General features: G+C 34.9%; 23 protein-coding genes. 18 read left to right on the top strand and 5 right to left on the bottom strand.

Features of this window, described 5'->3' with window-relative positions:
• Positions 1 to 348 precede the first annotated feature (348 nt).
• Positions 349 to 798 (top strand): DUF3597 domain-containing protein, encoded by a 450-nt coding sequence (locus tag J3U09_RS03550; RefSeq protein WP_065563636.1) that lies wholly within the window; start codon positions 349 to 351, stop codon positions 796 to 798.
• Between the two features lie 92 nt (positions 799 to 890).
• On the opposite strand, the gene pth is transcribed toward J3U09_RS03550, so the two are convergent.
• Both pth and J3U09_RS03540 read right to left on the bottom strand, forming a co-directional pair.
• Entirely contained in the window at positions 891 to 1,475 is a 585-nt protein-coding gene (gene pth / locus J3U09_RS03545; protein ID WP_324170051.1) for an aminoacyl-tRNA hydrolase, read from the bottom strand.
• A 72-nt stretch (positions 1,476 to 1,547) separates the two neighbouring features.
• On the bottom strand, positions 1,548 to 2,495 hold the full coding sequence (locus tag J3U09_RS03540; RefSeq protein WP_086319756.1) for a ribose-phosphate pyrophosphokinase: 948 nt from the start codon (positions 2,493 to 2,495) through the stop codon (positions 1,548 to 1,550).
• A 260-nt stretch (positions 2,496 to 2,755) separates the two neighbouring features.
• Between J3U09_RS03540 and trmB the strand changes: the two genes are divergently transcribed.
• From trmB to relA, 11 genes are all read left to right on the top strand, one after another.
• Complete coding sequence (trmB, locus tag J3U09_RS03535) at positions 2,756 to 3,457, top strand: tRNA (guanosine(46)-N7)-methyltransferase TrmB (protein ID WP_220225683.1); 702 nt, start codon at positions 2,756 to 2,758, stop codon at positions 3,455 to 3,457.
• 18 nt (positions 3,458 to 3,475) lie between these two features.
• A complete protein-coding gene (gene nfsA, locus J3U09_RS03530) occupies positions 3,476 to 4,201 on the top strand; it encodes an oxygen-insensitive NADPH nitroreductase (RefSeq protein ID WP_220225682.1) in 726 nt (241 codons plus the stop codon).
• Positions 4,198 to 5,358, top strand: a complete 1,161-nt coding sequence (locus J3U09_RS03525; RefSeq protein WP_065734699.1) for a histidine-type phosphatase — start codon at positions 4,198 to 4,200, stop codon at positions 5,356 to 5,358. Before nfsA ends, J3U09_RS03525 begins: the two co-directional genes overlap by 4 nt.
• 433 nt (positions 5,359 to 5,791) lie before the next feature.
• Positions 5,792 to 7,066: an MFS transporter gene (locus J3U09_RS03520; protein ID WP_255561366.1), complete on the top strand. Its 1,275-nt coding sequence runs from the start codon at positions 5,792 to 5,794 to the stop codon at positions 7,064 to 7,066.
• Positions 7,067 to 7,102: 36 nt separating this feature from the next.
• Positions 7,103 to 8,119, top strand: a complete 1,017-nt coding sequence (gene galE / locus J3U09_RS03515) for a UDP-glucose 4-epimerase GalE (RefSeq protein WP_065563641.1) — start codon at positions 7,103 to 7,105, stop codon at positions 8,117 to 8,119.
• A 50-nt stretch (positions 8,120 to 8,169) separates the two neighbouring features.
• The gene (gene galT, locus J3U09_RS03510) at positions 8,170 to 9,219 is read left to right on the top strand and encodes a galactose-1-phosphate uridylyltransferase (RefSeq protein WP_267357154.1); all 1,050 of its coding nucleotides are present in this window, start codon (positions 8,170 to 8,172) and stop codon (positions 9,217 to 9,219) included.
• A complete protein-coding gene (gene galK / locus J3U09_RS03505; RefSeq protein WP_267357153.1) occupies positions 9,220 to 10,377 on the top strand; it encodes a galactokinase in 1,158 nt (385 codons plus the stop codon). It begins immediately after the preceding gene.
• A complete protein-coding gene (galM, locus tag J3U09_RS03500) occupies positions 10,368 to 11,363 on the top strand; it encodes a galactose-1-epimerase (protein WP_267357152.1) in 996 nt (331 codons plus the stop codon). Before galK ends, galM begins: the two co-directional genes overlap by 10 nt.
• Positions 11,364 to 11,577: 214 nt before the next feature.
• Positions 11,578 to 12,066: a pantetheine-phosphate adenylyltransferase gene (gene coaD / locus J3U09_RS03495; RefSeq protein ID WP_065734703.1), complete on the top strand. Its 489-nt coding sequence runs from the start codon at positions 11,578 to 11,580 to the stop codon at positions 12,064 to 12,066.
• Between the two features lie 15 nt (positions 12,067 to 12,081).
• Positions 12,082 to 13,407, top strand: coding sequence for a 23S rRNA (uracil(1939)-C(5))-methyltransferase RlmD (rlmD, locus tag J3U09_RS03490; RefSeq protein ID WP_267357151.1), 1,326 nt, complete (start codon positions 12,082 to 12,084; stop codon positions 13,405 to 13,407).
• A gap of 5 nt (positions 13,408 to 13,412) precedes the next feature.
• Positions 13,413 to 15,671: a GTP diphosphokinase gene (relA, locus tag J3U09_RS03485; protein WP_065563647.1), complete on the top strand. Its 2,259-nt coding sequence runs from the start codon at positions 13,413 to 13,415 to the stop codon at positions 15,669 to 15,671.
• Positions 15,672 to 15,711: 40 nt separating this feature from the next.
• Here relA and folA read toward each other — a convergent pair whose 3' ends face one another.
• Positions 15,712 to 16,242 (bottom strand): type 3 dihydrofolate reductase, encoded by a 531-nt coding sequence (gene folA / locus J3U09_RS03480; RefSeq protein WP_416380029.1) that lies wholly within the window; start codon positions 16,240 to 16,242, stop codon positions 15,712 to 15,714.
• Positions 16,235 to 17,350: an MJ1255/VC2487 family glycosyltransferase gene (locus J3U09_RS03475; protein ID WP_081299571.1), complete on the bottom strand. Its 1,116-nt coding sequence runs from the start codon at positions 17,348 to 17,350 to the stop codon at positions 16,235 to 16,237. The genes folA and J3U09_RS03475 overlap by 8 nt, the downstream gene beginning before the upstream one ends.
• Before the next feature lie 675 nt (positions 17,351 to 18,025).
• On the opposite strand from J3U09_RS03475, the gene J3U09_RS03470 reads away from it, so the two are divergent.
• The gene (locus J3U09_RS03470; RefSeq protein ID WP_267357149.1) at positions 18,026 to 19,576 is read left to right on the top strand and encodes a multicopper oxidase family protein; all 1,551 of its coding nucleotides are present in this window, start codon (positions 18,026 to 18,028) and stop codon (positions 19,574 to 19,576) included.
• 158 nt (positions 19,577 to 19,734) lie between these two features.
• On the opposite strand, the gene J3U09_RS03465 is transcribed toward J3U09_RS03470, so the two are convergent.
• Positions 19,735 to 20,490, bottom strand: a complete 756-nt coding sequence (locus J3U09_RS03465; RefSeq protein WP_267357147.1) for a DeoR/GlpR family DNA-binding transcription regulator — start codon at positions 20,488 to 20,490, stop codon at positions 19,735 to 19,737.
• Positions 20,491 to 20,778: 288 nt separating this feature from the next.
• Here J3U09_RS03465 and J3U09_RS03460 point away from each other — a divergent pair, with 288 nt between their 5' ends.
• The 5 genes from J3U09_RS03460 to hxlB are packed head-to-tail and all read left to right on the top strand — an operon-like array spanning position 20,779 to position 24,022.
• A complete protein-coding gene (locus J3U09_RS03460) occupies positions 20,779 to 21,300 on the top strand; it encodes an RpiB/LacA/LacB family sugar-phosphate isomerase (RefSeq protein WP_267337081.1) in 522 nt (173 codons plus the stop codon).
• Positions 21,301 to 21,318: 18 nt separating this feature from the next.
• On the top strand, positions 21,319 to 22,686 hold the full coding sequence (locus tag J3U09_RS03455; RefSeq protein ID WP_267357146.1) for a PTS galactitol transporter subunit IIC: 1,368 nt from the start codon (positions 21,319 to 21,321) through the stop codon (positions 22,684 to 22,686).
• Positions 22,683 to 22,967, top strand: coding sequence for a PTS sugar transporter subunit IIB (locus J3U09_RS03450; RefSeq protein ID WP_267337083.1), 285 nt, complete (start codon positions 22,683 to 22,685; stop codon positions 22,965 to 22,967). Before J3U09_RS03455 ends, J3U09_RS03450 begins: the two co-directional genes overlap by 4 nt.
• 10 nt (positions 22,968 to 22,977) lie before the next feature.
• Positions 22,978 to 23,427 (top strand): PTS sugar transporter subunit IIA, encoded by a 450-nt coding sequence (locus tag J3U09_RS03445; RefSeq protein WP_267357145.1) that lies wholly within the window; start codon positions 22,978 to 22,980, stop codon positions 23,425 to 23,427.
• 55 nt (positions 23,428 to 23,482) lie between these two features.
• Positions 23,483 to 24,022 carry a 6-phospho-3-hexuloisomerase gene (gene hxlB / locus J3U09_RS03440; RefSeq protein WP_267357143.1) on the top strand — a complete coding sequence of 180 codons (540 nt, stop codon included), beginning with the start codon at positions 23,483 to 23,485 and terminating at the stop codon, positions 24,020 to 24,022.
• The last annotated feature ends 61 nt before the right edge of the window (positions 24,023 to 24,083 follow it).

Here is a 24,083-nt window from a genome sequence, read left to right as displayed (position 1 = left end):
AATTATTTATTCAAATAAAATATAACCAATAATTGGTGAACCAAATACTACTATTATTTTTAGTCGCTGTATTGAGTTATTTATTGAATTTGTGATGTATATCACAATACTTTCTCAAATTGGTATAATAAGTTTTTTGATTGTCGATAGCTTTAATTAATTTGAAAATATGAGCTATTGAATAAAAATATATTTCTAAAACTTTAATAGCATTATTACAAAAAATGCTATTGGTTCATTGTTGCTTTGACACAATTTATATTTAACAGCTATACTTTAGGGGATATTTTCTACATCTATATCGTTAAGCAGTTTTTTAATAAGCAGTTTAAACATAAGGGGTGTAAAATGGGTATCTTAAATAATATTTTTTCTAAAATATTTCCAAGCGCACAAGCCGCTGTAGGTCATGCAAAAGATGCAGTGAAAGAGCAAGTTGATAAAATCACTGACACCGTTAAAGGCAACACATCAAGTAACAACACAAATAGTAATACTGAACAAAATCAACAAAATACATCAGAAAATAAAAACCCAATTTCTGAAATCGATGTGATGTCAATTTTAGATAATTTAGCTAAAAAATTTCCTGAAAAACTTAACTGGAAGACATCAATTGTTGATTTATTGAAATTATTAGGTATTGATAACAGTTTAGATGCACGTAAAAAATTAGCAACTGAACTTAATTATACCGGTAGTACAGACGATACAGCAGCAATGAATACATGGTTGATTAAAGAAGTTATGAAGAAAATTGCTGAAAAAGGTGGTAACGTTACTCACTTATTTTCTTAGTCTGGAATGAATACGTGATTTGTCATCCACCTGTTAATCAGGTGGATTTTTTTTAATTTAGTTGAATACAGAAAATATTAATCTTAGCAAATTTAAGCTTTGAATGAATGCAAACGATTCATTGCACTTTCTACTCCATCTTTCAGTAAGATATCTGTGCAATATACTGATTCATCGATTGCTTTATCAATTAAATCTTGTTCTGGTTTAGATGGTTTATTTAATACATAACCAACTACTTTATTCTTATCACCAGGGTGTCCAATACCAATTCTTAACCGATAAAAATTCAAATTATTGCCAAGTTTATTTGCAATATCTTTCAATCCATTATGACCGCCATGACTACCACCAAATTTTAATTTAGCAATACCAGGATTAAGATCTAACTCATCATGAGCAACTAATATCTCATCGGGCTGAATTTGATAAAAAGAAGCCATTGCTTGAACAGCTTTACCACTTAAATTCATAAAGGTAGTTGGTACTAACAAACGGACATCATGACCATGAATATTAATCCGTGAGCAATATCCAAAAAATTTAGGATCAATTTTTAGCGGTTGGTTATAACGTTCAGCAAGAAGATCTACATACCAAGCTCCTGCATTATGGCGAGTTGCAGCATATTCGTTACCTGGATTAGCTAAACCTACAATAAGTTTAATTGTTGTCATAATAGTCTGTCGTCAATTATTATTAGCAAAAAAGCCCCTAGAAGGGGCATTTATCTAATTCAGAAAAAAAGATTATTGATGGAACATTGCTGAAATTGATTCTTCGTTACTAATACGTCGAATTGCTTCAGCAAGCATACCTGATAATGTAAGTTGGCGTACATTTTTCAATGCTTTCACTTCTGCTGTTAATGGAATTGTGTCACAAACTACAATTTCATCAATGGCAGAATCTTTAATGTTACTTACCGCTTTTCCTGAGAAAATAGGGTGAGTTGCATAAGCGAAAACACGTTTTGCACCACGAGCTTTCAATGCATCAGCCGCTTTACAAAGTGTTCCGGCAGTATCAATCATATCATCAACTAAAATACAATCTCTGTCGGCTACATCACCAATAATATTCATCACTTCTGCTTCATTTGCACGTTGACGACGTTTATCAATAATGGCCATGTCAGTATCATTTAAAAGTTTTGCAATTGCACGTGCACGAACAACACCACCAATATCTGGTGATACCACGATTGGGCGTTCAAAATCACGTTGTAGCATATCTTCTAAAATTACAGGGCTACCAAATACGTTATCAACAGGTACATCAAAAAAGCCTTGAATTTGTTCAGCATGAAGATCAACCGTTAAAACCCTATCTACACCAACAGTTGATAAAAAGTCTGCAACAACTTTAGCTGTAATAGGCACACGGGCTGAACGCACTCGACGATCTTGTCTTGCATAACCAAAATAAGGAATAACAGCAGTAATACGACCGGCAGATGCTCGACGCATCGCATCAATCATTACTAATAATTCCATTAAATTGTCATTTGTAGGCGCACAAGTTGATTGGATAATAAAAACATCTTCACCACGGACATTTTCATTAATTTGGACATTGACTTCACCATCACTAAAACGGCTAACAATAATATCACCAAGAGAAGTATAAAGACGATTAGCTATACGTTTTGCTAGTTCGGGTGTGGCGTTACCAGCAAAAAGCTTCATATCAGGCACGAGAAATCCTCAAGCATGTAATCATGATTACATAAAACGTAATCGGTTAAATCGGAGTGATAATTATATAATCATTTACAGATCATCCTCAACTACATTATAAAAAATTATTACAAATATTTTATATCTATCACAATAATATATAGAAATATAAGTTAAAATGATGTTTTTTGAAGTAGATTAAAAATCGGTTAAAATACTGTACCACAAAGGTGAATAATTACCTTGATAAATCATTTAATACTAACAGCAGACACACAATGAGTGAACAATTAAAAACGAATAATCAAGAGACAGAATCTAAACGAACAATACGTAGTTTTGTATTGAGACAAGGCCGCTTAACTAAAGGGCAGCAACAGGCTTTAACTCATTTATGGCCTATATATGGCATTGAATATAATGCACACTCACAAATCACTTTCGAAAATGACAAACCGCTGGTTCTAGAAATCGGTTTCGGTATGGGTGCATCATTGATTGAGATGGCAAAATCCTCACCAGACAAAAATTTTATAGGTATTGAAGTCCATCGACCTGGCGTAGGCGCTTGCTTAATGGCAATCGAAGAAAATAAATTAACCAATTTAAAAGTAATGTGTCATGATGCAGTTGAAGTATTAGAAAATATGATACCTAATGAATCATTAGATAAAGTTCAAATTTTCTTCCCTGACCCTTGGCATAAAGCAAGGCACAATAAACGCAGAATTATTCAACCTGAATTTGTTAAATTAATTCATGAAAAATTAAAAGTTAATGGTGTATTACATTTAGCTACTGACTGGCAACATTATGCTGAGCATATGCTTGAAGTATTAAGTCAAGCTGATGGGTTTAAAAATTTATCTACAACAAATGACTATATCCCGAGACCTGATGACAGACCTATTACCAAATTTGAAAAACGTGGGCAAAATCTAGGGCATGGTGTTTGGGATTTGCAATTTATAAAAAAATAATGGTGCCTAGGAGCCAATATGCAAAATGAAACAATCGATTTAATTTGTCAGCGCCGCTCAATTCGGTCTTATAAATCAACACCACTGACTAATGAACAGTTGGAATCAATTTTTCAAGCGGCACAATCGGCTCCGAGCTCTAATTTTCTACAATGCACCACAATTATCCGAATTACAGACAGCGATAATCGTTCAAAGCTAGCACATTATTCAGGAGAGCAAAGTTATATTAATCAAGCTTCTGAATTTTGGGTATTCTGTGCCGATTTTAATCGCCACTTTCAAATTGATTCAACTATTCCACTTGAAAAAGCTGAGCAGCTTTTAGTTGGCTGTATCGATACAGCACTTATGGCGCAAAACGCCGTTATTGCAGCACAGTCATTAGGTTTAGGAACTGTTTTCATTGGTGGATTACGCAATAATATTTCGAAAGTTACCGAATTACTAGCATTACCTAAATATGTCCTTCCTTTATTTGGGCTTTGTATCGGTTATCCTGATCAAAATCCAGAAATAAAACCAAGATTACCGAAAGAATTAGTGTTTTTTGAAAATTACTATCAACCAATAGATGATCAACTATTAGCAAAATACGATACTCAAATGAGTGAATACTATAGTCATCGACAGACAAATCAAAAAGCAAGTGGTTGGAGTGATAAAATTGCTGAAACAATTATCAAAGGGCAAAGAGATTTCATTTTAACTTATTTGCATGAACAAGGATGGATAACTAAATGAACAACACTCAATATCAGTTAGACAAAGTCGTTATACTAAGTCGCCATGGCATACGTACTCCATTAGAAAACACGATAGCGTTCTTAGAAAAATCAAGCCCTTTTAAATGGCCAATTTGGGATCATGCTTATGGTTATCTAACAACACGAGGGGCCGTTTTAGAAACGTTCTTTGGACATTATCTATCACAATGGCTAGAGCAACGAAATATTAAGCTCTCACCAGAGAATCCTGATATATATGTTTATGCAAATAGCCTTCAAAGAACAGTAGCTACGGCTCAATTCTTAGTTGGCGGTGCTTATGCTGGTTATGACATACCTGTTCATCACAAATATACCATCGAAAAAATGGATCCTATTTTTGATCCAAGTGTACAAGATGACTCCCCAGAAATTAAACAAAAAGTCTTAAAAGATATTAATGATGCAGACAAAGCAGCATCAATTTTCAAAAATTTAGCGCCGGCTTATCAAATCGTGTCGGATATATTAGATTATAAAAATTCGCAATTATATTCTGAACTTAAATGTGATTTTGCTGATATTCCTTATGAGCTTCATTTTGTGAAAAATGAAGAACCCGAATTACATGGACCATTAGCAATTGGAATTTGTGCCGTTGATGCTTTTTTATTACAGTATTACTCTGCATTTCCTAAAGAACAAATTGCTTGGGGAAGAATAACCAGCCAAGAACAATGGCAACAAATAATACAAATTCGTAACCACTATATTAATTTAGTTTTTCACTCTAAAACGATTGCACGAAGTATTAGTAAATTATTAATCAATAAGATAGATGATTTAATACACAGTCAATCTCATAAAGTCAATTTATTGGTTGGTCATGATAGTACTATTGCTGCACTGCTCGGTGCTTTGGATTTTGCTGAATATCAACTGCCTAATCAATTTGAAAATACACCAATTGGCGGAATGGTTATATTTCAACGTTACCGCCATCTACCATCAGGTGAATACTTCTTCAAAGCTGAATATGTCTACCAAAGTTTTGATCAGCTATTTACTGGTGAAGCTATTGATATTAATAATCCACCACAACATTATCAACTTAAGTTGCTTAATGCAGAACAAAACAGTGATGGATTCTACCGATGGCAACATTTTGAAAATAGGCTAAAAGAGTTTCAATAAAATTCAGATTAGATTGCCGATATGACTTTAAGTTTCAAATCATTAGGCAATCTATAAATATCAGTCACATTTAAAATTGTTATTTTAATTTCGCCTCAAAATGTAATCGATACCACAAAAATAGATAATAATTTTCATAAGTATCTATTCTTTGTATAAAATTTGTTACTTAAAACTTAATTAAAATACTATGAATTACTATTTCAATTAGGCACATATTGAATTTTGATATAACTTATTTGAATGTTATTTAACTAATCCAAAATAATTCAATAAAAATGTAATCGATTTCACAAAATGTTAACTAGATCACTTTTTTTGCATTTTTTTAATGTTATTATCCTGAGCAATTTATAGCTTTTAGTTTATTTCTTACATAAACGATTTCTGAATGATTAGGTAATCATTTAAAGCTTAGCAAAGGAAATTCACTATGAATCAGAAAATTAAATCTGCAATGCATAACAAAAATTATTGGGTATTTAGCCTCTACTTTTTTCTTTATTTTTTCATTATGGGAGCTTACTTTCCATTTTTCCCAGTTTGGTTAAAAATGATAGGTTTAGATCAAGCGGATACTGGATATGTTTTCTCATTTATCTCATTATTTGCACTATTCTTTCAGCCGTTATTTGGGTTGATATCCGATAAGTTAGGTTTAAGAAAACACCTTCTTTGGATTATCACCTTCCTTTTAGTTTTATTTGGACCATTCTTTATATTTATATTAGGTCCTTTACTTAAACTAAATGTTACTCTAGGGGCTACTGCAGGCGGCTTATATCTTGGTATGGTCTTTAGTGGTGGTGCTCCTGCAATTGAAGCATTGGTTGAAAAAATCAGTAGACGTAGTGGATTTGAATTTGGTCGTTGCCGTATGTTTGGTTGCTTCGGCTGGGCGATTTGTGCTTCATTTGTTGGAATCATGATTTCTAAGGATATTAATGCTGTTTTTTGGTTATGTTCTGGCTTTGCCTTAGTGTTACTTATTTTAGTCAAAATAGCCGATCCAGCTAAAACAGCAACCACAGATGTTGTCGACCAAATGGGACTAAATAAACCTGAACCATTTAATTTAAAACTTGCGGTTAATTTACTAAAAATGCCTAAAACTTGGTATTTTATGCTCTACATTATTGGTGTGGCTTGTACTTATGATGTATTTGATCAGCAATTTGCTAACTTCTTCACCTCATTTTTCTCAAGTGAACAAGTTGGTCGTGAAGCATTTGGCTACGTCACAACACTGGGTGAATTTTTAAATGCGACTGTAATGTTTTTTGCTCCAATTATTGTCATGAAAATCGGAAGTAAAAATACTTTACTCGTTGCTGGTGCAATTATGTCAATTCGTATTACAGGTTCAGCATTTGCTAGTAGCGCAGTTGAAGTTATTATTTTAAAAACCTTACATATGTTCGAAGCACCTTTATTGTTAGTTGGTGCATTTAAGTATATTACAAAACATTTCCCAATTCGATTATCAGCAACTGTTTACTTAATTGCTTTTTGTTTTGCAAAACAATTATCTATAATGTTTATGTCCACCTTTGCCGGTTTAATGTATGTTAAAATTGGATTTGAAGGGGCATATTTAGTGCTTGGCTTAATTGCATTAAGTTTTACACTTATTTCTGCTTTCACCTTATCAGGACGTGGACCTTTGGATCTTTTCAAAAAGAAAAGCAACGTTGGAATTGAAGAATAGTTAAATAATAACAATTCAAAAAATTAAGGTATCAAAATGAAAATATTAGTAACAGGTGGTTGTGGGTATATAGGCAGTCACACTTGTGTTCAATTAATTCTTGCTGGCTATACTCCTATTATTATTGATAATTTATTTAATAGTAAAGCCTCAGTATTAGAAAGAATAAAAACCATCACAGGAAAATCAGTCGATTTCTATCATGGTGATGTTTGTGATGGAAATTTGCTTGCAAGAATTTTTAAAGAACACGATATTAAAGCTGTTATTCATTTTGCAGGATTGAAAGCCGTTGGTGAATCAGTATATAAACCACTTGAATACTATGAAAATAATGTTTATGGCAGTATTGTTTTAATGAAAGCAATGCGTGATGCTGGCGTTAAACAATTAGTCTTTAGTTCTTCAGCTACCGTATATGGTGAGCTAGCGCCAGTTCCTTACGTCGAAACATTACCACAAGGTTTACCAACTAGCCCGTATGGAAAAAGTAAGCTTATGGTTGAACAATGTATGATGGATTTAGCTATTGCTGAACCTGATTGGTCCTTAACTTTACTGCGATATTTCAATCCTGTAGGTGCTCATCCTAGCGGTTTAATGGGAGAAGATCCGCTTGGCGTGCCCAATAATCTGATGCCTTTCATTACCCAAGTTGCGATAGGTAAACGAGAATCGCTATCAGTATTTGGTAATGATTACCCAACAGTTGATGGCACATGTGTGCGTGACTTTATTCACGTTGTGGATTTAGCAGATGGTCATATTGCAGCACTTAAAACTGATAGAAATAAAGCTGGAGTTCATATCTATAATTTAGGTTCTGGTGTAGGCTTCAGTGTACTGCAAGTGATTAAAGCCTTTGAAAAGGCATCAGGAAAATCACTTAATTGGCATTTCGCACCAAGGCGAGCCGGTGATCTACCTGCATTTTGGGCTGACGCGAAAAAAGCTGAACAACAATTAGGTTGGAAAACAAAGTTAACCCTTGATGATATGGTAAAAGATTCATGGAATTGGCAATCAAAGAATCCGCAAGGTTATCCTGATTAGAGAAATGTTTACATCAAAATTGCAGTAAAACTATAATTAAAGAGGCAAATATGGATATTTTTAACCCAGTTGATCATCCTCATCGCCGATATAACCCATTGACCGCACAATGGGTGTTAGTTTCGCCCCACAGAGCAAAACGCCCTTGGCAAGGTCAACAAGAAACCTTAAATGAAGAACAGAAACCCCATTATGATCCTAATTGTTATTTATGTCCGGGCAATAAACGTGTCACTGGCGATATAAATCCTGACTACACTGGAACGTACGTTTTCACGAATGATTTTGCTGCATTAATGGAAGATACGCCTAATTCACCCGATAGTAACGATCCTCTATTTCAAATCCAAAGTGCCAGAGGAACAAGCCGAGTTATCTGTTTTTCACCAGATCACAGTAAAACTCTACCTGAACTTGATTTACCTGCAATTGAAACGGTGATAAAAACTTGGATCACCCAGCAACAAGAGCTAGGAAAAAAGTACCCTTGGGTACAAGTTTTTGAAAACAAAGGGGCAGCAATGGGCTGTTCAAACCCTCATCCACACGGACAAGTTTGGGCTAATAGTTTTATCCCTAATGAAATAGCGCGAGAAGATCTCAATATGCGCAACTATTTTCAAAAAAATGGACGAAATTTATTAGTAGACTATGTAGAAAAAGAGTTGATCAATAAAGAACGCATTGTGATAGAAACAGAACATTGGTTAGCCGTCGTTCCTTTTTGGGCTATTTGGCCATTTGAAACCCTACTATTGCCAAAGAAACATATTGCTAGATTAACAATGCTTAACCAATCTGAGCAAAAAGATTTAGCCTTAGCATTAAAAAAACTGACCTGTCATTATGATAATTTATTCAATTGCTCTTTCCCCTACTCTATGGGATGGCATGGTGCACCGTTTGTGGAAGGAAATACTGATTATTGGCAAGTACACGCCCATTTTTATCCTCCGCTATTACGTTCAGCTACCGTAAAAAAATTCATGGTAGGTTATGAAATGTTAGCTGAAGTACAAAGAGATTTAACGCCAGAGCAAGCAGCCGAAAGACTGCGCAACGTTAGTGATGTGCATTATAAAGATAAGAAGGATAAATAAATGAAAGCATTAATCAATAAAACCGCGCAAGCATTTGAGGATCAATTTGGTTATAAACCCGATACCATTGTACAAGCACCGGGCAGAGTAAACTTGATAGGCGAGCACACAGATTACAATGATGGTTTTGTATTACCTTGTGCCATCAATTATGAAACTGTAATTAGCTGTCACAAACGTTCTGACAACTTAGTTAGGGTAATAGCGGTTGATTATAATAATGAACAGGATCAATTTTTACTTAATCCTTCAATTGAAAAACATCCAAATTACCAATGGGCGAATTATGTCCGAGGTGTAATTCAATATATCGTAAAATATTCAGAAGATATTAGAGGTGTTGATTTAGCTATCAGTGGTAACGTGCCACAAGGTGCAGGATTAAGTTCATCCGCTTCACTTGAAGTTGCAATTGGTAAAATGTTTCAGGTGCTTTACGATCTACCTTTTGATGGCAAAAAAATAGCCTTAATCGGTCAAGAGGCAGAAAACAAATATGTTGGTTGCAACTGTGGCATAATGGATCAATTAATATCCGCGCTTGGCCAAGCACAACATGCTTTATTAATTGATTGCCGATCATTAGAAGCATTACCTATTTCTATCGCCAAAGATCTAGCCGTTGTAATCATTAATTCCAATATTAAACGCGGATTAGTTGATAGCGAATATAATACTCGTCGTAAGCAATGCGAAGCCGCAGCCAAAGCGCTAGGTGTAAATGCCCTTCGTGATGCATCATTGGTTGATTTACTACAGATCAAATCCTCACTCGATCCGCTAGTATTTAAACGTGCTCATCATGTCATTACCGAAAATGAACGTACACTTAAAGCCGCTTATGCGCTTGCTAATGAAGATTATCCATTACTCTCAAAATTAATGGCTGAAAGCCACAATTCGATGCGCGATGATTTTGAAATCACAGTACCTGCAATAGACTACCTGGTTAAAATTATACAAGACGTTATTGGAAATGAAGGTGGTGTACGGATGACTGGTGGTGGTTTTGGTGGTTGTGTTGTTGCCTTAGTTCCTAAGAACAAAGTTGATGAGGTAAAAGATGTGGTTAACCAAAACTATCATAAGAAATTTAATATTAAGGAAGATTTTTATATCTGTCAGCCAAGTGAAGGGGCTCATAAATTATGTCTGTAAAACAAATTATCACCCTTAAAAATAGCCAAGGCATGAAAATTAAATTGTCCAATTGGGGCGCAACTTGGCTTTCTTGTACCATGCAAGTTGAAGGAGAAAACCGAGAACTAATACTTGGTTGCCAATCATTCGAACAATACGAACAACAAGATGCATATTTAGGTGCTACTGTTGGACGATATGCCAATCGCATTGCAAATGCTGAAATAGATATAGCAGGAAAACATTATCAGCTTATTGCCAATCAAGGCGTTAATCAGTTACATGGTGGCAAATCAGGCTTTGATAAAAAAATATGGAAAATTGAATCACAATCGGAACAACAAGTTACATTTGGATTAATTTCTCCAGATGGTGACCAAGGCTTTCCTGGCGAACTTAAAGTTACCGCTAGTTATACATTAACTGACGATAATCAAGTCATCGTCGAATATAATGCGAGCACAACCAAATGTACGCCAGTTAACTTAACTAACCATGCCTATTTTAATTTAGATGGTGAAACTAATGATATACTTGCACACAGTTTAAAAGTAAATGCTAACTATTATTTACCTGTCGATGCCAATGGTATTCCATGCAATGATTTGCTTGATGTTACTCAAGACGATATGGATTTAAGACAGTCACGAGTTCTATCCGATAATTTGCTAACTAGCCCAGCACGAAAAATCACAGGCGGTTATGACCACGCTTACTTATTAGATAAATCAAAACCAGTTGCAGCTCAACTTGTATCGTCAGACAAAAAAGTAACAATGGACGTAACAACGTCTTATCCTGCCCTACAAGTCTATACTGGTAACTTTTTAGCCAACACACCAAATCGTCACAATGGTAAATATGCTAATTTTGCAGGAGTAGCATTAGAAGCACAGTTTTTACCCGATAGCCCTCATCATTTGACATGGCCACAACCAAGCTGCTTCTTAGAACCGGGACAAACTTACCATCACCAAATTACCTATCAGTTTTTTATAAGCTGATAAATTTCTCTTTTTATTATTGATGAAAAATAAATAACTTCATCAATAATAAAAATTCAACAAGTTTAACCATACCTCAAATAGATTTATGATAATAAAAAAAGTTGAGGAACGGGGTTTTTGAACATAAAAAAAGAAGATTTTGTACGGTTAAACTAACAATCCAAGTCAAAATTAGGTATCATATTCTCCTATTCGCTAATGGATAAGATAAATGAAAAGTAAAAATCTCACGGCTATTTTTCCGGGAACATTCGATCCAATTACTAATGGTCACATTGATCTGATTACCCGTGCATCCCAACTTTTTCCTCGTTTGATTGTCGCAATAGCGGAAAGCCCTAATAAAAAAACGCTATTTACTTTAGAAGAAAGAGTTAACTTAGCCTCAACACCAGTGGAACATTTACTGAATGTTGAAGTGATTGGCTTTGATAATCTTATGGCTGACTTTGCCCAGAAACACGGAGCAACAGTTATTGTTAGAGGTGTGAGAACAACTCATGATTTTGAATATGAAAGACAACTTGCAGAAATGAATCGAGCATTAAAACCAGATTTAGACACCATCTTTTTAATGCCTTCAATTGCAATGGGATTTATTTCATCTACCATCGTTAAAGACGTTGCTTACCATGGTGGTGATATATCCAATTTAGTCCCCTTGCATGTTAAAACAGAGTTATTGAAACGGTTAACATAATATCGATTTATTAATATGGTCAATTTTTATACTCCTCCGAAAAAAAAACTAGCCTCTCAAAAACTGACAGTTACAGTTACAAAATTAGATGCCTTTGGACAAGGGGTAGCAAATCATAAAGGTAAAACAATCTTTATTAAATCAGCCTTGCCGGACGAGACCGTCGATATTCAATTAACCGAAGATAAAAAAAATTACGCTAAAGCCAAAGTAATAAAGTACCATAATTACAGTCAATATCGAGTTAAACCACAATGTAAGTATTTTACCCAATGCGGTGGCTGTGAATTACAACATATTTCGCCAGATCTACAACAACAAGCAAAATATGAAGCACTAATTAAGCTAATACAAAAAGAAACTGGGGCTTTGTTGGAAGATAACGCACCTAATATCATTGCTGATCAACCCTATCATTATCGTAGACGTGCTCGGTTATCAATTAATTTCTTCAAAGGTGAATTACTTATTGGTTTCAGACAATCCGAATCGAACAAAATTATAAATATTGACCACTGCCCAGTATTAGTTGAACAGCTAGATGATTTACTCATTCCATTACAATCTTGCTTAAGACAAATCAAACAGAAAAAAGCACTTGGCCATATTGAATTAATTGCAGTTGATAGTGGAATAATTATAGTGTTAAGGCATACTGAGCTATTGACTGAGCAAGATAGTCATTTATTAAAACAGTTTGCTGAAATTCATAACATATCACTCTATTTACATGGTGATAATCTGGTTCATGTTTTTGGCAATAAAGAACATTACTACCTTATCGATCAATTAAAACTAACCTTTAGCCCACTCGATTTTATTCAGGTAAATAACCAGATTAATCAAAAAATGGTAAATAAAGCACTTGAATGGTTAGATATATCATCAAATGACAAAATACTTGACCTATTTTGCGGCATGGGCAACTTTTCATTACCTATAGCAAAATATTGCCAATCTATTACCGGTGTTGAAGGCGTAGAGGAATTAGTCGAAAAAGCTAAACTTAATGCCAACTTAAATCAAGATAAAATTCAGGCTAAAACCCAATTTTTTACCTGTAATTTAGAAGATAAACAACAATTTTCGATATGGAATCAAACAGTATTTGACAAAGTATTATTAGATCCTGCAAGAGCAGGCGCTTATAATGCTACAGCAGAAATTGTTAAATTATCACCATCAAAAATAGTTTATATTTCATGTAATCCTGCTACATTAGCTAGGGACTGCAAACTCTTTATTGAGGAAGGATACAATATTGCAAAGATTGCTATTTTGGATATGTTTCCACAAACTAAGCATATTGAATCAATGTTGATGTTAACCAGATCAGGGTAATAATTATGGTATCAATTAGAGGCGCCCATCAACAAAATGACGAGCATTATACTCTAACACAGTTTGATGTTGAACAATGGGCTAAACATGAACTTTTATTAACCAATTTTGAATCCTATCAAAAGTTTAAGGATATCTGGGATTTTTGTTTTGAACACAGTGCTGGTGCGCCTGAACAAACCTACTGCTTCCAAAATGCAATTGAGATGGTTGAGATTTTATCAACCTTGAACATGGACATTAACAGTTTATGTACAGCCCTTTTACTGCCATTCCTTGATACTAAAATTATCCGCCGAGAAGATCTGCCTGAAAATTTCGATCGCGACATTATTCACATCCTTTCCAGTGTTATCAAAATGAAGGATATCAGGCAACTACGAGCCATCCGTAATGGACATGCAACTACTGAGCAAATTGACAGTATTCGTCGTATGTTATTGGCTATGGTAAATGATTTCCGTAGTGTGGTAATAAAATTAGCAGAGCGTATTACTTATTTACGTAATCTAATGAATGCCCCAAAAGAAGATCAAGTCCTTGCAGCTAAAGAGTGCTTTAATATCTATGCTCCTCTAGCCAATCGATTAGGAATTGGGCAATTAAAATGGGAACTTGAAGATTTTTGTTTCCGTTATTTACATCCAGATCAATATCGTTTCATTGCTCATAAGTTACATGAAAAACGATTGGATCGTGAATCATACATTAATCAATTTGTTAAGAATTTACAGGATATGATGAATAAAGATCATATTCGTGCTGAAGTTTATGGTCGTCCAAAACATATCTATAGTATATGGCGAAAAATGGAACGCAAACATCTACAATTTGAAGAACTATATGATATTCGAGCTGTGCGTATAATTTGTGACCGAATTGAAGATTGCTACAATGCATTAGGTATTGTGCATAGCCATTATAAACATATAGCTAAAGAATTTGATGACTATGTGGCTAACCCTAAACCCAATGGCTATCAATCGATCCATACGGTTGTTTATGGTCCACAAGATAAAACTATTGAAATTCAAATCCGTACTGAACAAATGCACAATGATGCTGAATTAGGTGTAGCCGCACACTGGAAATATAAAGAAGGCAGTACGGATAAGATGACAGCTTACGATCAACGAATTTCTTGGTTACGTAAGTTATTAACATGGCAACAAGAAATGTCCGAAAGTGGCGAAATTCAAGAAACCGTCCGTAGCCAAATTTTTGATGACCGGGTTTATGTATTTACGCCTAAAGGTGATGTAGTCGATTTACCAACTGGTTCAACCCCTTTAGATTTTGCATATCATATTCATAGTGATGTTGGACATCGTTGTATTGGCGCCAAAGTGGGTGGTCGTATAGTTCCGTTCACTTATATTTTGAAAACTGGCGATCAAGTTGAAATTATTACTCAGAAACAACCAAATCCAAGTCGTGACTGGTTAAATCCTAATACGGGGTTTGTTAATAGCAGTCGTGCTCGAGCAAAAATACAAGCTTGGTTCAAAAAGCAAGATAGAGATAAAAATATTGCTGCCGGACAACAAATTTTAGAAAACGAGCTAGAGCCATTAAATATTAGCTTAAAAAGTGTCGAAAAAATTCTTATTAGTAAATACAATGCCCACTCTTTTGATGAGGTACTTGCTGGGATAGGTAGTGGTGATGTTAGGATTAATCAACTAGTTAACTTCATTAATGCCCAATTTAATAAACCGACAGCTGAAGAAGAAGATGAAGCTGTTCTAAAACAAATTACCCAAAAATCAACATCTCAAGCTAAAAATACAGGAAAATCGACCGCTATAAAAGGTGGTGAAATTATTATTGAAGGTGTCGACAATTTACTTTACACCATTGCTAATTGCTGTCGACCTATTCCTGGCGATCCGATTGTTGGCTTTGTGACACAAGGACGAGGTATTTCTATTCATCGAGCTGACTGTGAACAATTGCAAGAGTTAAAAAATCATGCTCCAGAGCGCATTACTAGCGCTATATGGAGTGGCAATCACAATTCAAGTTATACAATGGTTGTTAGAATCATAGCTAACGACAGGAGTGGTTTATTGCGAGATATCACCACTATATTGGCTAACGAGAAAGTAAATGTTTTAGGTGTCTCAAGCCGAATTGAAATGAAACAACAAATTGCGACTATTGATATGGATATGCAAATTTTTGATCAAGATTCACTTGAAAGAGTATTAAACAAAATTAAACAACTTCCAGATGTAATTGAGGCAAAACGGTTTCAAGGGTAGCTATTGATTAAGTTGCCACTAATTCTAGGTGGCAACTCATTTATTTTAATTGATTCGTTTTTTCTAGAATCTCAAATTGATAATCATATTGATTTTTTTCATCAGCTTTATGTTGTTCTGAGTGAATTTGTCGCCATGCTATTTGAGAATAATCTGGAAAATAAGTATCACCTTGTAATTGAGCATCAATATGAGTTAAGTAAAGACGATTCACTAAAGGTAATACCTGACTATATATATTACCCCCACCTATAAAAAATGCCTCTTCAACCGACTGTTTATCGATCAACAATATTGCTTCATCAACCGATTGAACCCAGCTAACATCAGAGTTTATTGAAGCTTTGTTATCAGCTTGACGACTAATGACAATGTTATGGCGATTAGGCAATGGTCTACCAATAGACTCAAACGTTTTTCGCCCCATAATAACTGGCTTATTTAATGTATTTTTTTTAAACCATGCTAAATCTGCTGGCATATGCCACGGCATTTGATTATTTAACCCAATAACTTGATTATCCGCCATGGCAACAATAATACTTAATATCATATTAGTTCCTTTACACATACCCTAAGGATTTTATACGCTCATTCACATTGTCAGGGAATATAGTCTGCTGCCAAAGTCTTTGACTTAAAGATAGTAATGATTCTTTTTGACCTGAAACAATCCAATTAGCTAACTCGGTCGCCACATCTGGATAAACAACTGGTTTCGGAGAAGGCAAGCTAACCCAATATTTAAGCTTCATGCTATTTAGATTTTCCATCACAGTTGCCATATCCAAAGATTGCAAACATTGAGCATTATAAACTTGTTCAAATTGACCTGCTACTGGCTTAGTTAGAATCTTCTTCCCTAAAGATAACGCTTCAGATATTAATGCAAATCCAGTATTTGAAATAATCCCAGAACAACTAAGCAAAGCTTGCGTAAAATTATCTCGGCTTAACGGTTGTAATAATAAATTCTTACGCTCTGTAACTTGTTTTACATCGGGATGGAAACAACAAAATTGATATTGTGGAAATTGAGTAACTAATTCTGCAATTTCATTTAAATCTTCAAAAGGTAAATACACAACAATTTTACCATCTTCAGTTGGTACAGTTTCAAATGAATCAATCATTGGTGGAATTAGTTTATGGCCAAAGTGAAACCAATGTAAGCCAATTGGTTTTGTAACAGGTGCATAATATTTCATAATAACATTGGCTATCATGCCGTATTCTTTTGGCTTAAGGTAATGGCAGACAGATTGGTTACTAATCCCTAAACATTCTCGATTTTGATAATGTGCAGCCCATGCACTTACTGGCTCAAAATCACTAATAATGCAATCATATTTTGATAAATCGAGATCACGAACATCTTTAATTAACCTAAAGGCGCGAATTTTTTGGATAGTTTTTCGATAATTAATTTTTCCATTAAGTGTTGCAAAAGATAGACCGCTAAATGTTCGATAATTGCCAAAGGCCTGCATATCAAAATAATCTTTAGGATCACGACCACTGAAAATGTAATCAACATCAGCACCAGCCTTTTTTAGAGCTTTCGCTAAAGTTCTACTACGACTGATGTGGCCATTTCCTGTTCCTTGAACTCCGTAAAGAATTTTCATATCGTTTTTAATCAGAATATTATTTTTATGCAAATATGATACCAGAACCATTTATATTTGGCTTATTTATTTTATGATTATAACAAATAAATGAGTAAGTGATATTTATCATTAAACGTTTGAACAGCTTTAATTCCTTGGTATTAAAATCAAATTTTTATATCAAGAGTTAAAACTGTATAAATTTGCTGCTATTTTTAGTAAAATGGATTCGAGGAGATTAATTGTGTGATGAATAATGTCGCAAATCATTAACAAGAAGCAATTTTATATTTTAATTATATTGGCAATATTTTTGCTTTTTTCTTCTATTGGGCATTTTTCTCTAATTATATCTAAACCTTGTTCAGATCATCATTCACCAAATTTAATATCATCTCAGGTGAACGCAAATCTTAATTATGCAAATACAGATTTGCCGACTTCTAAATCAACAAAATCTTTTATTGGTAATTCGGTTAAACATTGTGCCACTTGCAGTACAATTATAACTAATTATATTGTTAATTTTGATTATCCGATTCATAGTGAACAATATCTACTTACTAAATTTATTCCTGAATATAAAGAATTTATTCCTGAGTTAAAGCCACCAAAATTTATCTAATTTACGCAGTTAAATATTAGTAATAAGTACTGGAAATCAATAACACAATCTCACTTTTTATAGTCTTGACGGTTGTATGCAGGTTATTGTTTAACGTAATAAATAATTATAGGAATACTATGAAACGCCGAAATTTTATAATGAATATTACCGCTGCTGTCGGTGGTTTAATTGCAACTAAAGCCATAGCCAAATTGGATAATTCACCAATGTCTGACATGGTTTGTGATGTTAAATCTGATAATTGTGATAAGGGGGACAACATGCACGATCATATGAATATGAATATGAACATGAATAACAACATGCCACAAAAACTGTTATCGACTACAGCGCTACCACACGGTAAAAACTTATCCGAGTTAACTAATTTAAAAAATACCAGCACCCAAGCTGGCGTATTTGAAGCAACGCTACATTTAAAACCAGTTAAAATAGCCTTAACACCGGAAATTACCACCGAATTTTGGGCATATAATGGCATGATTCCTGGTCCGAAAATCGAAGTATTTGAAGGCGATCATGTTAAAATAACCGTTAAAAATGATCTCCCACAGCCAACAACCGTTCATTGGCATGGTTTGCTGATTCCTTCAGATCAAGACGGCAACCCGCAAGATGCTATTCCGGCAGGTGGCAGCAGAGTTTATGAATTTACCATACCGGAAGGCACTGCCGGAACCTATTGGTATCACCCACATGGACATAATACCGTTGCAGAGCAAGTATTTCGTGGTTTAGCCGGTACCTTTATTGTGCGCAGTAAAAATGATCCACTTGCTTCGCTACCGGAGCAACATTGGTTCTTTTCTGACTTAAAATTAACTGAAAACGGCGAAATCGCCGAAAATTCCATGACCGACTGGATGAATGGTCGGGAAGGACAATTTGTGTTGATCAATGGCGCTTACCAACCCAATATAAAAGTAGAAGGTGCAACACGAGTCAGAATCTGGAATGCGTGTTCAGGCCGATATTTAAATCTATCAATACCGGATTGTGATGTCTTTTTAGTTGCTACCGACGGCGGTTTCATTACCGAGCCGCATCAACTCAATAAACCGTTATTACTTACTCCGGCAGAACGGGCTGAAGTGGTTATCGTTCCGAAAAAAACCGCCAGTCTTTATCTGCAAAACATCGGCTACGATCGTGGCAAAATGGGAAATGTACCGCCGGAACCAAACATCATTCTTTCACAGCTCCAGTTAACTCAAACGGCCAGTACAGTTCTACCAACGCATCTAAAACAAGTACCCATTTTAGGCAAAGCCGTCGCCAAAAAATCACTTGAATATACTGAAGTAATGGATAAAAGTGAGCCTCGAGGTGGTATGCTATTTTTAATTAATGGCAAACGGCATGATATGTCACGAATCGACTTGGAAAGTAAACTTCACGATGTTGAAGAGTGGACAATTGTTAATAACTCACATATGGATCACAATTTCCATATACATGGAGCGCAATTTATTGTGCAATCTCGTGAATTAAATGGCACTAAAACTACACCCGAGTTTGTTGCTTTGAAAGATACCACTAACTTACGCCCGCACGAAACGCTTGTTATTAAAATTCAACAAAATATGCCGGGACTACGTATGTATCACTGTCATATTGTAGAGCATGAAACGCTGGGTATGATGGGGCAATTAATGGTTAAAGAATAAACATTCATTTTTTATTGGATGCAAAAAATTATTAATAAAAAATGAGGAAAATACTATATTTAATTCAATGGAGATTGCAATTTTTACTCATGCAATCTCCTTTTTATAATTATGAATGACTTTACAAATTTTTAATCCAGAAAAAATTAACTATCTGATTAACATAAAATCACATTAGTCTGTTTTTGTAATTCGGCTACTTTAATAACATCAGCAGCATCGTTAGTAATTAAAGCGGTTATCTCATCCCAATTACAAATTTTAAACAGGCTTTTTCGGCTAAATTTAGTATAGTCACCCAAAATATAGCGTTTATCTGCATGGGCAATAATTGCTTTATCAATACAGGCATCAGATGAAGATGGACTTGAAGGACCAGCTAAATTAGCAAAACCGTCAGTACCTAAAAAACAGACATCAACTTGAATTTCACTGATCATCGAAAGCGCCCACCCACCAAATACGGATGAGCTTTTATTGCGCAGTTCACCGCCAAATAAAAACACTTGGTTATCTGAGGCAATCAAGGTATTAGCAACAGGCAAAGAATCGGTAAAAATCTTATAACCAGAACGAAAACATAAAAGCTTAGCTAGCTCTAATGTTGTACTTCCTGTGCCAATAATCATCGAACAATTATCCGGGAGCAAGCTCAAAGCTTTTTGCGCAATACTCTTTTTTAAACTGGCATTTTCTTTTTCTCGAATCTGAAATGGATGTTCAATCACACCTTGCTTTAGCGTTGCTCCGCCATGGCATTTCACTAAAAAGCCTTTTTCTTCTAATTGCGATAGATCTTTTCGAATAGTTTCATAACTTACATCATATTTGCGTGCTAATTCACTAACATATACGGTGCCGGCTGTAATCAAATCTTCTAAAATTAATTCTCTTCTCTCATTCATTAATTGCATAGTTAGCTATCTCTAAGTGTCAAATTTCGGTCGCAATATTAACACTAATCATACTCAATTATTATCGACATTCTACAATAATGTTGCATTTATGCCTCATTAATATCGCATCATTTTCTAAAAAAAGTAAATAAAAGCCATAAAACAACAAATATAATATTGGTTTATATTGGTTTTTATTTTATTTAAAAACAATGTCTTACTAATTATGTGATCTCGATCACATTGACTTACCAACAAAAACCAATTATAAAATTGGTTATCAATTAATTATCACAAGGAAAACCAATGAAAACCAAAATTGCAATTGCTAGCGACGATCTTGGATTTGAATATAAACAAGCGCTTAAAAATTATCTCATTGAGGAAAAAAATGCCGAAGTGGTATATGACCCTGTCAAAGTCAAAGAAGATGGGATTAACACATTTGCCAAATTGGCAGATGAGATGTCGATACTTATTCAAAAAGATGTTTGCCGTCTAGGTGTATACATTTGTGGTACAGGAATTGGATTTACTTGTCAGGCAAACAAACATTGGGGAATACGGGCAACTGCTGTCACTAACCCTTATTCTGCTAAACGTGCAAGGCTTAGTAATAATGCACAAATAATTGGACTGGGATGTCGTGTTAATGGGTTGGAATATACAAAAATGATACTCGATGCTTGGTTTGATGAACCTTTTGACTTTGCCACTGCTCGTGAAAATTCGAAAAAAAACCTATTGCAAGCTGAACGCAATGACAATGCCTTATTAGTTAAACCAGCCCATATCGCTTGGAATATGGGTTTTAGAGCCGATGAATAAGCATCAAAGGAGTAACACATGGAATTAATCACACAATTTATCAACGATTTAGGTAATTTTATTTTTATCCCTATCATCTTTCTTATACTAATGGCCGCGCTTGGGCGGCCTATTTCAGAATGTATATCCTCAGCCATGAAAGTGGGTATTGGCTTTATTGCTTTAAGTATGACAATAAAGTTTATGTTGGATAAAATGGCGCCCGCTGTCACTGGACTTGCTGAAAGTACCGGCTCTTCACTGAGCGCAATTGATGTTGGCGGTGCAGCAACAGCGGTAATGGGATTTGGATCGAGTATGGGACCAATAATTATTCCATTATGTGTTGCAGTCAATGTTTTATTGTTGATTTTAAAAATCACCGATTGTGTCAATGTCGATGTATTTAATCTACATCAAAATGCATCAATGGGGGCAATTGTTGGCGTCTATTCAGGCAGTTTTTTATATGGCGTACTAACAGCCGCACTATTTCATGTTTGGGCATTAATTGCCGCAGACCTTGGCGCTAAAAATAATGAAAAATTCTATAATTTACCGGAAGGTGTTTCCATTTCACACCCTGTCGCAAATACTTATCTGATATTTGCTTATCCATTCAATTGGATTTATGACCGAATACCTGGTTTTAGAAATATCAGTATCACTGCTGAAACTATCCAAAAACGCTTTGGCGTATTAGGTGATCCAACTATTGTTGGTTTTATTATTGGCGTTATGCTTGGTTTTTGTGGTTATTCTTGGCAAAGTCCATATCATACAATCATATCCAGCCTTCAACTTGGCATGTATCTGGCAGCAGTCATGCTTCTACTACCAAGAATGACATCAATAATGATGGAAGGTTTAGTCCCTTTATCCAACGTCGCTCGCAAGAAATTAGTTAAACGATTTCCAAACCGTGATATTACCGTCGGTATGGATACCGCATTGATTGTTGGAAATCCCGCCGTTATCGCTCCAGCTTTATTACTCATTCCGGTTATTGTGATTTTAGCCGTTATTTTACCGGGAAATAAAGTGATGCCGTTAGGCGATTTATCACAATTCGTGTTCTTTATTGCCTGTATGGTGCCTGTATTTAAAGGCAATATTATCCGAACTTGGGTGACATCTATCTTCCTGTTTGGTGGCGGTTTGTATATTGCATCATGGATGACGCCTGCAACTAATGAAGTATTTCAGGAATTTGGTAGCAATCCGGATGCATCAGTTATGTACACCTCATTAAATCCATCAGCAAATCCATTCACAGGGCTATTTGCCGCAACCAGCCATATAGGCGTTCTGGGTTATGTATTAATTGGTTTAATCCTGCTCTCTGTAGGTTACCTATTAAAGAAAAAAGAGAAAAATTCAACTATCAATAGCGAGGTATCAAAATGAAAAAAGTATTAGTTGTTTGTGGAAACGGGATTGCTTCATCATCAATCATGGTGTCAATTTTACAAGACTATCTTAAAGAACAAAAGATTGATGCACAAGTCGATAAATCATCACTTATGGCATGTTCTACCGATACATTCAACAGTTACGATTTAGTGGTGTCTTCCACCAAAATCGATAATCCGGATATTACAACTAAAGTGATTGTTGGTGCCGGTTTATTAACGGGAATCGGTGAAGATGCAATCTTTGAAGCCGTAAAACAAGAACTGACTAAATAAGAGGTAGGTTATGCATATTTTAGTTCATGATCTCGATGAAGGCATCGTTACCTATCAAGATGCTATTAACGCATCAGGCTCTTACTTATTAGAAAAAGATTATATTCAAATTGAATATATTGCAGCATGTATAAATCGGGAAAAATCGTATCCCACCGGATTACTTATGAGCAATGGTATAGGCATTGCCATCCCCCATGCAAATTATCAATTAGTCAAAATAAATTCGATTAGTATTGTACGCTCAATAAATGGAGTTACTTTTGGCGAAATGGAAGATTCTAGTTCGAAGGTAAGTTGCCAATTGATCTTCAATTTAGCATTAGCAACAAGTGATCAACATTTATCAATACTAAAACGTTTATTTACTTTATTTCAAGATGAATCTTTTTTAAATAAATGCCAGCAGTTTAATTGTAAGCAAACTGAAGAATTTATTATTCAACAGTTAAAGCTTTAACATATATTTATGAGTAAGAAAAATAGCATTAGCTATTTTTCGACCGGAGATAAAAATGCAATCAGAATTAATTATTAATGAATTGAGCCATTCAGTAAAAACATTAACTGAGCAAAACATCACCGATTTAATCGAAAATATAAAACAGCATAAACGTATATTTGTTTACGGGACCGGACGCTCCGGGCTTATGTTAAAAGCCTTTGCGATGAGACTCATGCAGCTAGGGCTAAATTCGTTTGTAGTAGGTGAAACAACCACACCTTCAGTGCAAAAAGGTGACCTTTTGATTGTTGCTTCAGCATCAGGCGAAACTGACAGTGTTAACATGATGGCTGAATCAGCAATTAAACAAGATATTGATCTGTTTATTATCAGTGCATCAACCGATTCAACCCTAGCCAAAATTCAAACGCCGGATATAGTGTTACAATCAGGGACTAAATTTTCCCAATCGCAAGTCAGTCAACAACCGCTTGGTAGTCTTTTTGAGCAAATGCTATTAATTATCTTTGATACCGTTATTCTGGCAATGAGTAAACAAGAAAAAGAGAGTAATAATAATATGGCTCATCGTCATGCTAGTTTAGAATAGTATGAAATAAGTACAGCGCTTATCCACTTGTTGGTTATAATACGGCAAGTGGATAATATTT

It is taken from the genome of Gilliamella sp. B2889, from assembly GCF_026536885.1.
Taxonomy (GTDB): domain Bacteria; phylum Pseudomonadota; class Gammaproteobacteria; order Enterobacterales; family Orbaceae; genus Gilliamella; species Gilliamella apicola_E.
This window is presented reverse-complemented; position numbering and strand designations above follow the sequence as displayed.